A 14,406-nucleotide genomic window follows, 5' to 3' on the forward strand; every position below is an offset into this window, starting at 1 on the left:
TCCTACTGACTATCAAGTTGCTAATCGGGAATTATCAATGCCTTGACGCCGCGACGCTCGCGAAGCAGCGAAAAAGCTTCTAATCCGCGCGAGATGCCGTAGCGATGCGTGATCATCGGGCGAAGATCGATCGCGCCCGACGACACCATCGCAATCGCGCGGCGCCAGGTCTCGGGCGTGCGGATGCGCGAGTTGATGATCGTCACGCCGTGAAAGAACAGCGCGCGCAGTTCGGCCGAGCTGACGTCGCGCGCGGGCCATCCGACTTCGATCAACTGGCCGCCGCGGCGCAACAATTCGCGCGGCGAATCGATCATGCCGCATGCGTCGAAGACCACGTCGGCGCCGTCGGCAGGCATCATCGCGCGCACCTGCTCGATCCAGTCGGCCGCGCCGGTAGCGACCGTCTTGAAACCCATCTCGCGCGCCAGGTCCAGCCGCGTGCGATCTTCGGCGAGACCCGTGATCACGATCGACGTGACGCCGAGCGCGCGCGCGGAGAGCGCGATACTGAGTCCGATCGGCCCGGGACCTTCGATCACCGCGCTATCTCCGGGCATCAGGCAGGATTGCTCGACGGCGTGCAGCCCGGTGCCGAACATCTCGAGCAGCGCGGCCTGCTCCATGTCCATCGTTTTAGGAACGAGATGCGCGTTGCCGGTCGGCGCGATCGTGAATTCAGCGAATGCACCCGAAAGCGTGGTCGGCGACGCGCACAAGTGGAAGCGGCCGGCGCGGCACGGACCGCATCGCCCGCAATGCCCGAACGGATCGAGCGCGACGCGGTCGCCGACCTTGAAGCCGCTCACGCCGATGCCAAGTTCGACAACTTCGCCGGCGGGCTCGTGCCCCAGCACGAACGGAATGCGCGCGACCATCCGGTTCGCGCCGAGTTCCCAATCGACGATGTGCAGGTCGGAGCCGCAAACGCCGCACGCGCCGACGCGGACGAGGAGTTCGCCCTCGCCGACTTCAGGAATTGGAGTATCGATCACTTCGACGCCGGGCGCGGGACTGGTCTTCGCGATTGCTTTCATTTGATGGTTCTCTCGGTCTTCAATACGACTTGGAAGCGTTCGGCGTCAACGCGAGAGACCCGGACGCCGGCGAGCTACTGCCAATGCCGCGTCGACGCGCCGCGATAACGCATGCGCGGACGAATCAATCGGTTGTCGGAGTATTGTTCGAGCGCGTGCGCGATCCATCCCGACGCGCGGCCGATCGCGAAGATCGCGGCGGGCAGTGATTGCTGGAACCCGAGCATCCGCGCGCATACGGTCAGATAAAAATCGAGATTGGGCCGGAGCTGATCGCGCTTCCACACGGCGGCCTCGACCTTGAGTGCAGTTTCGAACAGGCGGCGTCCGCGCTGTCGAGCGATCGAGCGCGCGACTTCGCGCAACAGTACGGCGCGCGGATCGCCGTCGGGATAGATCGCGTGACCGAAGCCGGGCGCCAGGCGATGCTCGCGCGTGAACCCGGCGAGGCATTCGTCGACGCGCGCGCCCGACTCGAGTTCGGTGAACATCGCTTCGATCCGATCGCAGGCGCCGCCATGGATCGGCCCCGAGAGCGAGCACAAAGCGGCGAGCACGGAAGCAAACAAATCCGCGCCGGTGCTCGCGACCACGCGCGCGGCGAAGGTCGAAGCGTTGAGTTCGTGCTCGGCGCAGGCGATCAGCACGCGATCGAGCGCCGCGACTTCCCATTCCATGCCAGTAGATGAGGACACCAGCCCCAGCAGGCGTCCGGCCATCCCGGTTCCGCGCGGCGTGCTTCCCGTTGGCGGATTGCCGAGCGCGAGCGGCAACTGGCTGATGATCAATTTCGCGCGATCGATTCGAGTGCGCGGCGGCTGCCGGCGATCCCACGCCGCGAGACTCGGCATCACCGCGGCGATTCGCAAGAGCGGCGGCGCGTCCTCGCCGGTGGCGCTGAGTGCGGCGGCAACCGAGGGCGGCATCTGCGCTCCTTCGATTTCAGCGCGCAGCGCGGCGATCTCCTCGGCCACGGGACGCTCGCCGCTCCACAGCAGCAGGCATACTTCCTCGAACGACCCACGCTCGACGACCTCTTCGATCGGATAGCCGCGATAACTCAGCTTGTCGTCGATAATCGAACTGACGGCGGATTCGGCGACGATTACGCCGGGCGCGCCGTCCTCGACGTTGCGCGGCTGGGCGACGGTGACCCAGCTCGACGCGGCGGGCAGGCTGCGGCCGCGGCGGCCGCGCTCGGTCGAGACGACGCCGCGCAGCGCTTCGATATCGGCGCGGCGATAGAGCGCCTGGCGGCCGACTTTGCGGCGATAGCTTTTCAGCCAGCCGCGGCTGACGTAGGCGTAGAGCGTGCCGAGCTTGACGCCGAGGTGTTTCGCGGCTTCGGTGGCAGTCAGCATCGGGGCGCGGTCGGTTTTGCGAATCGCCACGTCGAAATCACGCCATGCGCGACGGGCAGTCGTCAAGGCATCGTCAACATATCAACTTGCGTCAAGATACGAGCAGTTATATACAGTCAAGTTCAAGGCAGGCGCATCCGGATGGGTTCGGCTGAAGTTCGATTCAAGGAGCTGCGCGCCGATTTCGGCAAAACGGCTGAGGACTACGGACGGCATCGCGCCGGATTTCCCGACGAATTCTTCGAGCGGCTCGCCTCGATGGGGATCGTGCGAGCCGGGATGCGCGCGCTGGATCTCGGCACCGGGACCGGCACTATCGCGCGCGGACTAGCGCTTCGCGGATGCGAAGTGACCGCGCTCGATCGATCGGAACCGCTGATGGAGCAGGCGCGCGAGCTCGATCGCGAGGCTGGCGTCGTCGTAAATTACGTCGTCGCGGCGGCCGAAGAAACTGGTCTCCCTGCCGCGAGCTTCGATGTGGTCACAGCGGGGCAATGCTGGCATTGGTTCGATCGTCCGCGCGCGGCCGCCGAAGCGCGGCGTCTGCTGAAACCGGGCGGAAGATTGGTGATCGGGCATTTCGACTGGATTCCAATTCCGGGCAACATGGTCGATGCGACCGAAAAACTGATCGAGAAGCACAATCCAAAGTGGAAGCTCGGCGGCGGAGTCGGGATTTATCCGCAATGGATGGCGGGCCTCGCGCAGGCGGGATTCAAAAATCTCGAGACATTCTCGTTCGATATCGATGCGATTTACACGCACGAGGCGTGGCGCGGCAGGATTCGCGCGAGCGCGGGCGTGGGCGCGAGCCTGACGCCGGAGGCGGTCGCGGCGTTCGACGACGAGTTGCGCGCGATGCTGAACGATCGATTTGCGGAAGACCCGATGCGCGTGCCGCATCGAGTGTTCGCGGCGATCGGCACCGCGCCCTGAAAATTAAGAGGTTAAACGCGCGCGGGCTTGATCACGTCGCGCATCGCCTCGGAATAACTGTGCTCGACCAGCGCGCGCTCGAAAAGCGGATCGCTTTTTAGCGCGTCGTGCAGGCGCGGCAAGTTGTAATGCGGCACCGCAGGATAAAGGTGATGCTCGAGATGATAACTGACGTGATGCGGATTCAACATGAAGCGCAGCACGGGATTGCGCGAGACGATCGTGCGCGCGTTGCGAAGACCGTCATGAGCGTCGGGCACTGCGGCATGCTCGAGCACTCCGCGGATGCGCAGAATCACCTGATAGACCACGAGTAACGGCACGATCCAAAGCGCGATGAAGGCGAACCCGTAGCCGAGGTAAAAGAGCGCGGCGACGAAGGCGGCGACTGCGATGCGCCGCGCGAGGACATCGATGGTGACACGGCGGTAGAGGTTTCTGAGCGTGAGGCGTTTGCGTCCGTCCTGCACGTCGAGGTAGCCGCGCATCACGAGCGACGACTCTCCGGTAGCGTCGCGAATCAATTTGCGGCGGAAACTTTCCCAGGTGACGGGATAGCCGCGCGAGAGCGAAAGATCGGGATCGCGATCAGTCAGCAGATAGCGATGATGGCGCAGGTGGACCTTGCGATACGCGTAGAGATTGCTGGCGATCGGAAAGGCGCATAGCCACTGGCCGACGAAATCGTTGAGCGCGCGATTTTCGAGCATCCTGAAGTGAGCGGCGTCGTGCATCAGGACGGCGAGCGCGTGCTGGGAGCGGCCGACGACGATCGCCGCGGCAATCCATACGATGAAGCTGTGACTCCAGAGCGCGGCGGCGATCGAGGCTGCGATCAAGGTCCAGGTAGCGGCAACAGACGCGAGCGCGCGTACCGCGTCGAGCGCGTAAAGCTCCTTGAGCGCGCCCGGCTTGATGCGCATCGCGTGGCTTTCGCGCTCGGAGCTTTCGTCGCGCTGCTCTTCTTCGTCGGTCCAGAGTTCGGGGTCGGCACCCTTGGAGATCATTTGAACTGATCCTGAATGAAACGATCCCGATGGTCAAATGTTGCGAACGCCGCGCGGCTTTTGACAGGACGCATACAGCTTTGGCTATAGTCGCGAACAGCGATCTGCTGATGCGATATCGATGAGAGAGGTATTTCGATGGATTTTGGCACCCTGATTTTCACCAAGCCGGAGCGCGCGATCACCGAGGTCAAGTTCGCCGAGGAACGCGGCTTCACGCACGCCTGGATACCCGATTCGCACATGATCTGGGGCGATACCTACGCGTGCATGGCGCTGGCGGCGGTCAATACGAAATCGATCAAGCTCGGAACCGGCGTCGCGATCGCATCGAATCGCATCGCACCGGTGACGGCGCATTCGATCGCGACGATCAATCAGCTCGCGCCGGGGCGCACGATCCTGGGTTTCGGCACGGGGCATACGGGGCGCCGCGTGATGGGACTGCCGCCGGTCAAGCAAAGCGATTTTCGCGAGCAGGTGCGCGTGATCCACGATCTCCTGCACGAGGGCGAGGCGACCTACAACACCGAGGGGCTGAGCCGCAAGATTCGTTTTTTGAATCGCGATCGCCGCTTCATCAACATTGACGATCGCATTCCATTCTACATCGCGGCGAATGGGCCGAAGACGCTCGCGCTCGCGGGTGAGTTTGGCGACGGCGTGATCACCACTGGCATCACCGACACGCAGCGAATCGCGAACGTGCGGCGGCACGTGGAAGCCGGCGCCTCGAAGGTCGGACGCAAGGCGGACAAGATGCCGATCGTATCGCTGACCCACGTATGCGTGCTGCGGCCGGGCGAGAAGCTCGATTCGCCGCGCGTGAAGGCGATGACCGGTCATTGGGTGATGGCGAGTTTTCATGCGATCGCCGCGGGCTACGCGGGACGCGACTATCTGCCGGCGACGGTGAAGGCGGTTTACGACGAGTACGAGAAATACGTCGCAAACATGAAGACGCCGGCATCCGAGCGATACCTGGAATTGCACGTGGGGCATTGCGCATTCGTGGCGCCGGAAGAGATGCGCTTCGTCACGCCGGAGACGATCGCGGCGAGCACGATAATCGGGCCACGCGAGGAGGTCGTCGAGCGGCTGCGAGAGTTGGAGCGCGCGGGACTGACGCAGGTGTTCGTCAATCCGCCGATGGACGGCTTCAACGACAGCATCGACGAGATCTCTCGCGACGTAATCGCAAGGATGTAGGAGGGAGCAGAAAAAAGGGTAGGAGTTCGAAACCCCTCACGGGTTTCGCGCTTCCTGGGGTGACGCGAAGCCGACTTCGGGGCCGCAGGGCCGAATCGCGATAAGATTAAGATGCGCGCTACGCGCTGTCAGTAACAGACAATAGAGAGGGAGCGCAGATTCGTGGGCGGAGAGCGATCGTGTCATTCCGAGCGAGCGAAGCGACGAGGGAACCCGGATCCGGGATTCTTCGCCTGCGCAGCCGTCGGCTCAGAATGACAAAAGTGTTGGGGTGTTACTTGGCGGCGGCGGCGCGGCGATTCATATCGAAGCGCGCATCGGAAGCTTGATCGATGAGCGCTTTGATCGCGGGATTATTTTTGCAAAGGCGTTTGAAATCGTCGTCTTCGAGCACGAGCAGTTGGCAGTAGCTGATAGCGGTGCAGTCGGCTTGGCGACGCTTGCCGCTGACCAGCGCCATCTCGCCGAAGAAATCGCCGCGGCCGAGCTTGATTATCCTGCCCGCGGCGAACACCTCGACTTCGCCGGATGAAATAAAGTACATCGCATCGGCGCGGTCGCCTTCCTTGATGAGGGTTTCCTTGGGCAGCGCGATACGGGGGCGGAGCAGGCGCGCGACTTTGTCGAGTTGCTCGGCGGTGAAGCTCGCGAACATCGGCACCTTGGCGATCAGGTCGCGAGTCTCGAGTCCGAGGTCGAGGCGCGGGCGCAAATCGACCAGTTCGCGCGCGGCTTCCAGTTCGCGGCGGAGCGAATTGTAGAGCTCGGGGCCGATAACGCCCTCTTCGAACAGCGAGCGATATTCGCGATCTTCGCGGCGCAGAACCACGCGATTCAGGAAGCGGCGCTCGAGCAGCAGCGCATACGACGGATACTGCTCGCGCAGCGCCTCGAGCGCGACGCCGGTCAGTTCCTGGCGCTGGCGGATTATTTCGTGCAGCAGCGGCGTCACGCGCTCGCCGAGCAGCGGCGCCAATTTTTCATCGACGTAGGGAGCGAGTTCGACCAGCACGATACCGTTGACCAGCAGCGATTCGAAACGATCGGCGAGAGAATCGACCAGCGGCCCGTCGATACCAAAGCGTCGGTGCAAAAAATGCGCGAAGCGGAATCGCTTCGAAAAATCAATCATGCGCTGAGCCGCGCGCATGTACTCCGCCTGCCCGCCAGCGCGCGTGCGATCAACTATACGGCCGACGTTCGCCAGCATCTGCTCGACGATGCTGCCCGAGATCGAGCGCTCGGCGAAATGCCGGCGCACGAGATCGCGTTCGTGATTCGCGAGCGCGACCAATCCGAGCAGTAGCTGGGCCTGCTCGCCGTACGCCTCGATCGCGGTCTCGGCAGCCTCGGAAGCGGAACGCGCAGACATGCTCGCGGCGTACGATTTGGTGACGTCGGTGACGAGATTGTCCGGGAAGTTGTAGCTGACGCCGATTTTCTGCGCCGCGTCGGCGACCTTGCCACGCGACAGCGCGAGCACCTGATCGCGCAGCGCACGATCGAGCGGCGACAAACGATCGAGCCGCAGCAAGCGGATAAGCAAACGGAGCGTCGTGCCATTGATCAACAACGTGAAGAGCACGAAGCCTGTCGCGAGCACCGCTACGAAGCGCTGTATCTCGGGTTTGATCGCGGGGTTCTCGGTCACTGACAGCGCGAGCGCGAGCGTGACCGCGCCACGCAACCCGCCCCACACGATCACGGTCTTGAAACGGTTATCGACGTTCTGACTGAGCCGCAGCCAGGTGAGCAAGGGCAACAATCCAAACAGCACCAGCGCGCGCGCCGCCAGCGCCGCCGTGACCAGTACGCCGAGCAGCAGCAAATCGTGCCATCCGACGTTCATCAGCATCCGCGGCGCCAGCAGCGAGGCGAGAATAAAGATCAGCGAACTCGCCCAGAACGCAAGTTGCTCCCAGACATCTTGCATGAAATGCCAATCGTCCGGCGCGAAGCGCGGCTGCCCGATCGCGGTCATCACGAGACCGGCGGTAACCGCCGCGACGACGCCCGACACGTGGAACATCCGCTCGCCGAGGATATAAACGAGGTAGGGCAGCGCGAGCGTCAGCGTGACCTGGGCGAGGCGCAAGTCCGCCAGCCACGGCAGCAGGCTGACGATCAGTCGCGCGCCGATATAGCCGGCGACGATGCCGCCAATAAAATTGCGCACGAAAGCGAGCGCCGCGGCGCCGGCGTGAATCTGATGCCCGCCGACCAGAAGATCGAGCAGCAGGACGAACAGCGTGATCGCGGCGGCGTCGTTCAGCAGGCTCTCGCCCTCGACGAGTCGGCTGAGTCGCGCTGGTGCGCCGACGTCGCGAAAAATGCCGATCACGGCGACCGGGTCGGTGGTGGCAACGATCGAACCGAGCATCAGGCAGGCGACGAGGGGCACGCCGGCTATCGGCGCCAGCGCAGCGCCAATCACAACGGTCGCAACCAGCACGGCGACGACGGCGAGGAGCAGAATCGGCGCCGCATCCTCGACGATCCGCTGCACTTCGATCGTCAGCGCGGTCTGAAACAGAAGCAGCGGGAGGAAGATGTAGAGGAACGCTTCGGAGTGAATCGGAAAATCGACGATCGCTTTCGCCAACTCGTCGAAGCGATTGGTCAAGGTTGTATTCAGCAGAAAGGTCGAGGACGCACCGATCGCGATACCGACCGCCGCTAGCAGCACCGACGACGACAAGCGTAGCCGCGTCGCAAGCGGCTGGATCAGGCTGACGACGATCAGCAATCCAGCGAGCAGCAGCAGAGTAGTGTGAAGGTCCACGTCAACGACGCCGGTCAAAAATGAGCGCTCGCGCAAGGCTATCGAAATATAGCCAAACTATCGAGCACGGGAAATAAAATCCCAAAATTCGGCGCGTGACCAGTTACGCAATCAGAGCGTGCGCGACTATCGGCGGCGTAATTTCGGCAACACGTCGGATGCGAACCGCTCGAGCGAGCGCATCGCCTTGGCAGGGTCGAGCCCGGGCAATTGCATGTTGAGGATCAGCTCGGTCATCGGTGTCGCGTCGATGATTTCGCTGAGCCGCTCTGCGACGAAATCCGGCGGGCCGAGCACCGCGGCGCGTTTGATTTTTTCGGGATCGGGAAGAATCCAATCCTGATTCGCCGCGAGATTCGCCGACAGCCATTTGCCATACAGCTCAGCTTGATACATCGCGGCATCGCGGATGTCATCCCACGCCTCGTCGGCGCTGTCTGCAATATAAAGCAGGCGGCTATTGACGATGCTGAAGCCGTCGGGATCCTTGCCGAGGTTGCGCAACGCTTCGCGATAGAGCTGGACCTCGCGCGCGCCGAGATTGCACGCGAACGAAAGTCCGAGTCCCGCGCCGCGCTGGATCGCCTTGTCGGTCATCCCGCCCCACAAAAGTTCAGGATGCGGCCGGCTCACCGGGCGCGGAAGCACGCGCGCGTCGCGGAACTTGAAATGCTTGCCCTCGAAGCTGAACGTTTCGCCGGTCCACGCGCGCTTCATGATTTCGATCGTTTCGAGCGTGCGGCTGAGGCGGGTTTTTTGCGATACCTGGAAGCCGTCGAATTCCTCGGCGCGATAGCCCATCCCGATTCCGAGGCGGAGGCGGCCATGCGAGATCACGTCGATAACTGCGGCGTCTTCGGCGAGGCGGAGCGGATGGTAGAACGGCGCAAGCAGGACGTAGGTGCCGAGCGTGACGCGCTTGGTGCGCGCGGCGATCGCGGCGAGGGTGGGCATCACGGCGGAGAGGTAGCCGTCGTCGGTAAAGTGATGCTCGGTGAGCCAGATCGAGTCGAGGCCGGCGCTTTCGGCGAAGTCGATTTGCCGGAACATCGCGTCGTAGAAATCCTGGAAGCTGATGCGCGATTCGTGCGGATTGCGGAAATCGAGCATGTAGCCGAACTTGATTGGCTTCGTCATTGGGACTGCCTCGCCGCGATTTTTTTCGGTCGCGAATTTGTTTAGACGTTACTGCGGCCCGCTCGCCGCTTTCAAGCGCGAGTCGCCTGATTGCTTTAATCAGGGCGCCGAATTGGTTTCCCGCAACGCATGAAAGATGCTCTCACCGCGCCTGGCGGGTATTCAGATTGATTTTAAGGTTTTTCCTCCGCCTCGGTGCGAATCACCGCGGCGATGTCGCCGCTCATCCGGGCCAGCGCGCGGCTGTGCGCGGCTGCGAGCACCTCGAATCCATCGCCTTGCACGGCCTCGCGCGCGACCGTGCGGCCAGAGTGCGAGTCGCCGCCGGCGGTCTTGCGCACGCTCCACACCGCCTCGAGGAGCGCTTCCTTGCCGCGAATCGAGTCGAAGCGCTGGACGTCGATCGTGACCCGGTAATCCGGATTGAAGTTCGCAAGCTGCGTCGTCGCGACGTCCGGCGTCCCGAGCAAGGTGGCCAGATCGCCGGCGACCGTCCGCGCGATACTGTCGTTCAACGGCGCCACCCATCGATTGAACTCTTCGACCTCGACCCGGTTAGGCGCGACCTGGACCACGATCTGCGGCTGATCGACCGAGGCCGGCACGGACACCGGACCGACCATGACCGCGGCACGCGACGCCGGGCGCCCGTCCGGGATCGCGGTCGAGTCGAGCGAGTAGTACTGCGACTTGGCTGAAGTGCCGCACCCAGCCAATTCAGCGGTGATTATCACGATCGAAATCAGATGCGCGACACGGCCTGCCATCACTTTGCCTCTCCCTTCTTGCCGCGAAGGAGCGCCTCGGGATGGCGCTCGAGAAAGTCTGCGAGCACGCGCAAGGATTGGGCGGCGCGGCTCACCTCATCCAGAGTCTGGTCCAGCTTTTCGAGTTGCAGGGAATTCGGCGCGACCAGCGTGTTGGCGTTGTCGAGAGTGCTGTGTGCGCTATCGAGCGCGCCCCGTGCGCTGGTGAGAGTAAGGTCAAGATCGGCGATCGCTTTGCGGAGTTCGTCGCCGATCTCTTTCAACGGCATCTTGTCGATCTTCGCGATGATGTTCTCGACGGTCTCCTCGGTCGCCTCGAGCGTGCCCCGAATAGTCGGCAGTTGGACTGGCTGCTGCGACCAATCAACCGTCGCCGGCGGCGCGCCGGGAAAAAAATCGAGCGATACGAATGCGGACCCCGTCAGCAGATTGCCCGTGCGGAGCTGCGCGCGGACTCCGTGCGATACCAGCGAGTCGATTAACTTCCGGCGCATCGACTCGAGGTTCAGCGTCGGACCCAGCTCGAAGATCTTGACGCCGAGCCTCTGCGGGTCCAGCCGGATCGTCACCGGCACCGAAAATTTGAAGGTCTTCAGATCGATTTGCGCGGTGATATCCGCGACTTCGCCGACTCGAATGCCGCGGAACTCGACCGGCGCTCCCGCCACGAGCCCGCGGACCGAGTCCGTGAAGATGAGCTGGTAGGTCTGCGGATTGCGCGGTGGCGGATTGAAGGCCTCAGCCCGGTTGCCGTACAGGGTGAAGGCCGTGTGCTCCTCGGCTGGCGGCTGGACCATCACACTCGGCGCGGTCTCGAACGCGATGCCGCCGATCAGGATCGACAACGCCGACTGGGTCTGCACGCTCAGGCCGCTGGCAGTGAGCGAGAGGTCGATGCCGCTCGCGTGCCAGAAGCGCGTGTCCCCGTTGACGTATTGGTCGTAGGGCGCCCGCACGAACGCCTTGACGGTCAGAGCTTTCCCGTTCTGATCCATGTTGTAAGAAGCGACCTGGCCGACCTGCAATCGGCGAAAGTAGATTGGCGTACCGGTGTCAATCGACCCAAGGTCGGGGGTCTTCAGGACGAAGAAACGGCCGGGAACTTCGCCTGTGATCACCGGTTGCGTTTCGAGCGCCACGAAGTCGCGCCTGTCCTCTTTCGAGGCGCCGATTTCCATCCCGATGTAAGCGCCCGAGATGAGGGTGCCCAAACCCGTCACGTTGGCGCCTGATATCCGCGGCTTCACCACCCAGAACTTCGTGTCGTTAACCAGAAATCCTTCCGTCTTGGGCGCCATCTGCGCGGTGGTTATCACGTGCTTATGATCGTCGGAGAGCTGGATCGCGGTCAGCGTACCGACGTCGACTCCGTTGTAGTGAATCTTGGTTTTGCCAGCCTCGAGTCCCTCGGCCGTGCGGAACACGATCGTAATCTTCGGACCCTCGCTGAGAATCCTCGTCACCGCGACCCAGGCGCCTACAATCGCCGCCAGGACCGGGATGACCCAGACCAGTGAGAATCGGGTTCGCTTCTTGGGCACGGCCCTCGAGTCGGAGACCGGAGGGAGCGGTGGATCGCGATCAGGCATAACTGACCTCGTTTGGATTTGCCTCGTTTGGATTTGCCTCGTTTGAATTTGCCTCGCCCGGATTTGCCTCGTCCGAACTTGGCTCTTTCGAGCTGATGGAATCCCAGATCAGCCGCGGATCGAAGGCCTCAACCGCAAGCATCGTAAACACTACTACCGCGGCGAAAAAGAAGAGGCCCGGTCCCGGCTCTACCGACATCAACGGTTGTAGCTGGATCAGGGCCGCGGTGAAGGTATCGACGAACACATCGACCATCGACCAGCGCCCGATAAACTCGACCATCCGGTACATGCGGATGCGCTGCGCATTGTTGTGGACCGAGCCCCGCTGCACCGTGATCAGCAAGTACATCAGCGCCAGGATTTTCGCGCTCGGTATCATGATGCTGGCGATGAGCACGATCAGCGACAGCGGCCATCCGGTCGGCGACCATAGCAGCACCACGCCTTGCATGATGGTGTCCGATTCGGCGCCGGCCGCGGTGGTAGTCGTCAACACCGGAAGGACGTTAGCCGGGATGTAACAGATCGCCGCGGCAATCAGGTAGGCCCAGGTGCGCTGGAGGCTGTCGTGCTTTCGGAACGATAGCTCCTCGGCGCAGCGTGGGCATCGTCCTTCCACCTCTCCAGCCGCTGGACGCGATAGCAGGCCGCAGGTTTCGCAGCTTTGCAGACCGTGCTGCATCGCAGTCGGGGCGGCCCCGCTCACGACGCTTCTCCGGCGATTCGATCAAGGGCGGCGTCGCGTCGAGCGTCCTCATCCGCCCACTGGATCCGGTCCCACACCTCTTTTGGATCGAAGCTGGCCTGGATTCCAGCCAGCAGAAAAACCAGCACGCCGAGCGTAAACAGCGCCACGCCCGGGATGACAGTCGCGTAGTCCGCGATTTTGATCAGGGCAACCAGCACGCCGAGCAGCATGACTTCGATCATACTCCAGGTGCGGGTAGTCGGATGATGACGGAGCAGAGTCCCGATCCACCGCGGCGGCCGTTCTCGACGTGCCTCGAGCACGATCGCCAGCATGAAGGCTATCTGCAGCGCAGGCGCGATGACCGCGGTGATGAGCACCAGCACCCCAACGATGCGCGGCCCTTCGCGCCAGAGATGCATCGCGCCTTCCAGCACCGTGGTCGATGCGCCGCGTCCGACGGCGCTGATGCCGAGCATCGGAACCGAGTTCGCGACCACGTACAGCATCGCGGCCGCAAGCGTTAGCGCAAACGTCCGGTTGAGCGAATCCTCACGACGACGCCATAGCTCCTTATGGCAGCGCGGGCATCGTGCCGATGCGCCCGGCTCAAGATCCGGCAAGCGCTGCAGAAGGTCGCAGTGCAGGCACGCTATTACCGCCGGGTCGTTAAGGGGCTGATTGTACATTGGCTATTCGATATCGATGTAAGGCTTATGGTTCGCGCTGATATCTCGCCGAACGTGTCGGTGCAGGTTGCCTGTCATCGGCGCGGATGTTCAGGCTTCTGCGGCTTATCGGTCCGCGTAAGTGGATCTTCCACATCTTAACCAAGCATCCGCGGTTCGTAGGACTGGCAAGTCATTTGGAAACCAGAACTTTGCCGGTGGTGCTGTCGATGTTGAACAACCAGAAGGCCGTCACGTCTTCCTGCAGCACCATCGCGACCATGCCGACCCCGGGTGAAAAAAAGTTGTAGCCGGTGTTCTGCGTATGAGCCGGACCGACTTTGCCCTCGCAATAAACTCGAAACAGGACCGCAGGAAAAGTACCGGCGGGCACTGTGACCTGGTAGGTGCCTATGTAAGTGTAAGTGCCATTTACCGACCCCGAGTACTTCTGGTCTGATGGATCGTCGAGATAGTTGACCGAGATTTGCTGCGAGTAGGTCCTGGTCTCTCCCGGTTGCATGCCCTTGGGCACGAACGGATTGGCTGGTGTGGTCACGACCACGACGCCCTCGCCCGCATCGGTCAGCGCAGGCATCACGATGTCGCCCCCCGCCGTCTGGCGCAGAAAGCCCGCGAGCGACGGCGACAGCTGAAACCGCCATGCCGATCTCCCACCCGGGCGGCGCGATTTCACTAGTCCCAGCGATTGCGTTTTGCCGGTGTTCGGACCGGCGGTCACCTGGTAAGTCGGCGCACTGTTCTGCAGCGGAAAATAAATCGAGGGATTATCGATCGGCACACTGGGCAACGCATTACCCACGACGCCTGGACCCAGTTGGGCCGTTATCTTCTGTTGATCATCGGGCGGTAGCGGCAGGACGACGCCCTGCGCACGCGCCATTCCCGCGGCCAACAAGACAACGCCTATCGTTAAGGCTGCAAGCGACTTTACCATCGATCTCCTCCATGCTCGGTCATGCCTGTTTCCGTTTTCGATTTCAACTAAGCCACAGGAAGAACGGTTTGCAATTCCTTCTGCTTGCCGATCTTGTCCAGCGCGGCAACTCAGGGCATTACCTGATCGAACTTAGGGCGCTAACGGCAAAGTAGGTCAGTATCCCTGGCGCGGTGAACTAGCAAGCAATCCATCACTCTCACCTATCTCGTCGCTAGCAGCAGATCGCGCGGCATACTCCGATACCTCTCCCGTTACTTTACG

12 protein-coding genes are annotated in these 14,406 nt (G+C 62.5%); 2 read left to right on the top strand and 10 right to left on the bottom strand.

Features of this window, described 5'->3' with window-relative positions:
- Positions 1-20: 20 nt before the first annotated feature.
- Together Q7S58_RS13735 and Q7S58_RS13740 are read right to left on the bottom strand one after the other, a co-directional pair.
- Positions 21-1,037: a zinc-binding dehydrogenase gene (locus Q7S58_RS13735; protein ID WP_304826602.1), complete on the bottom strand. Its 1,017-nt coding sequence runs from the start codon at positions 1,035-1,037 to the stop codon at positions 21-23.
- A 74-nt stretch (positions 1,038-1,111) separates the two neighbouring features.
- The gene (locus tag Q7S58_RS13740; protein WP_304826605.1) at positions 1,112-2,464 is read right to left on the bottom strand and encodes a citrate/2-methylcitrate synthase; all 1,353 of its coding nucleotides are present in this window, start codon (positions 2,462-2,464) and stop codon (positions 1,112-1,114) included.
- A gap of 75 nt (positions 2,465-2,539) precedes the next feature.
- Between Q7S58_RS13740 and Q7S58_RS13745 the strand changes: the two genes are divergently transcribed.
- Entirely contained in the window at positions 2,540-3,334 is a 795-nt protein-coding gene (locus tag Q7S58_RS13745; protein WP_304826608.1) for a class I SAM-dependent methyltransferase, read from the top strand.
- Positions 3,335-3,345: 11 nt separating this feature from the next.
- Here the strand turns inward: Q7S58_RS13745 and Q7S58_RS13750 are convergent, their stop codons facing one another.
- Positions 3,346-4,341, bottom strand: coding sequence for a fatty acid desaturase family protein (locus tag Q7S58_RS13750; protein ID WP_304826610.1), 996 nt, complete (start codon positions 4,339-4,341; stop codon positions 3,346-3,348).
- A 138-nt stretch (positions 4,342-4,479) separates the two neighbouring features.
- Between Q7S58_RS13750 and Q7S58_RS13755 the strand changes: the two genes are divergently transcribed.
- The gene (locus Q7S58_RS13755) at positions 4,480-5,550 is read left to right on the top strand and encodes an LLM class flavin-dependent oxidoreductase (protein WP_304826613.1); all 1,071 of its coding nucleotides are present in this window, start codon (positions 4,480-4,482) and stop codon (positions 5,548-5,550) included.
- Between the two features lie 274 nt (positions 5,551-5,824).
- Here the strand turns inward: Q7S58_RS13755 and Q7S58_RS13760 are convergent, their stop codons facing one another.
- From Q7S58_RS13760 to Q7S58_RS13790, 7 genes are all read right to left on the bottom strand, one after another.
- Positions 5,825-8,368 carry a cation:proton antiporter gene (locus Q7S58_RS13760; RefSeq protein WP_304826616.1) on the bottom strand — a complete coding sequence of 848 codons (2,544 nt, stop codon included), beginning with the start codon at positions 8,366-8,368 and terminating at the stop codon, positions 5,825-5,827.
- A gap of 90 nt (positions 8,369-8,458) precedes the next feature.
- Entirely contained in the window at positions 8,459-9,469 is a 1,011-nt protein-coding gene (locus Q7S58_RS13765) for an LLM class flavin-dependent oxidoreductase (protein ID WP_304826619.1), read from the bottom strand.
- A gap of 173 nt (positions 9,470-9,642) precedes the next feature.
- Entirely contained in the window at positions 9,643-10,236 is a 594-nt protein-coding gene (locus Q7S58_RS13770) for a membrane integrity-associated transporter subunit PqiC (protein WP_304826622.1), read from the bottom strand.
- The gene (locus Q7S58_RS13775; protein ID WP_304826625.1) at positions 10,236-11,777 is read right to left on the bottom strand and encodes an intermembrane transport protein PqiB; all 1,542 of its coding nucleotides are present in this window, start codon (positions 11,775-11,777) and stop codon (positions 10,236-10,238) included. The genes Q7S58_RS13770 and Q7S58_RS13775 overlap by 1 nt, the downstream gene beginning before the upstream one ends.
- Positions 11,778-11,817: 40 nt before the next feature.
- The gene (locus Q7S58_RS13780; RefSeq protein WP_304826628.1) at positions 11,818-12,534 is read right to left on the bottom strand and encodes a paraquat-inducible protein A; all 717 of its coding nucleotides are present in this window, start codon (positions 12,532-12,534) and stop codon (positions 11,818-11,820) included.
- Positions 12,531-13,205 (bottom strand): paraquat-inducible protein A, encoded by a 675-nt coding sequence (locus Q7S58_RS13785; protein WP_304826631.1) that lies wholly within the window; start codon positions 13,203-13,205, stop codon positions 12,531-12,533. Before Q7S58_RS13785 ends, Q7S58_RS13780 begins: the two co-directional genes overlap by 4 nt.
- 172 nt (positions 13,206-13,377) lie before the next feature.
- Entirely contained in the window at positions 13,378-14,100 is a 723-nt protein-coding gene (locus Q7S58_RS13790) for a hypothetical protein (RefSeq protein ID WP_304826633.1), read from the bottom strand.
- Positions 14,101-14,406: the final 306 nt, after the last annotated feature.

Origin of the sequence: Candidatus Binatus sp. (assembly GCF_030646925.1) — a bacterium.
GTDB lineage: Bacteria > Desulfobacterota > Binatia > Binatales > Binataceae > Binatus.

What these genes read in the sequence shown, in the direction of transcription:
- Q7S58_RS13735 (WP_304826602.1), bottom strand. Translation starts at nt 1,037, where the DNA reads ATGAAAGCAATCGCGAAGACCAGTCCCGCGCCCGGCGTCGAAGTGATC.
- Q7S58_RS13750 (WP_304826610.1), bottom strand. Translation starts at nt 4,341, where the DNA reads ATGATCTCCAAGGGTGCCGACCCCGAACTCTGGACCGACGAAGAAGAG.
- Q7S58_RS13745 (WP_304826608.1), top strand. Translation starts at nt 2,540, where the DNA reads ATGGGTTCGGCTGAAGTTCGATTCAAGGAGCTGCGCGCCGATTTCGGC.
- Q7S58_RS13755 (WP_304826613.1), top strand. Translation starts at nt 4,480, where the DNA reads ATGGATTTTGGCACCCTGATTTTCACCAAGCCGGAGCGCGCGATCACC.
- Q7S58_RS13770 (WP_304826622.1), bottom strand. Translation starts at nt 10,236, where the DNA reads ATGGCAGGCCGTGTCGCGCATCTGATTTCGATCGTGATAATCACCGCT.
- Q7S58_RS13785 (WP_304826631.1), bottom strand. Translation starts at nt 13,205, where the DNA reads ATGTACAATCAGCCCCTTAACGACCCGGCGGTAATAGCGTGCCTGCAC.
- Q7S58_RS13765 (WP_304826619.1), bottom strand. Translation starts at nt 9,469, where the DNA reads ATGACGAAGCCAATCAAGTTCGGCTACATGCTCGATTTCCGCAATCCG.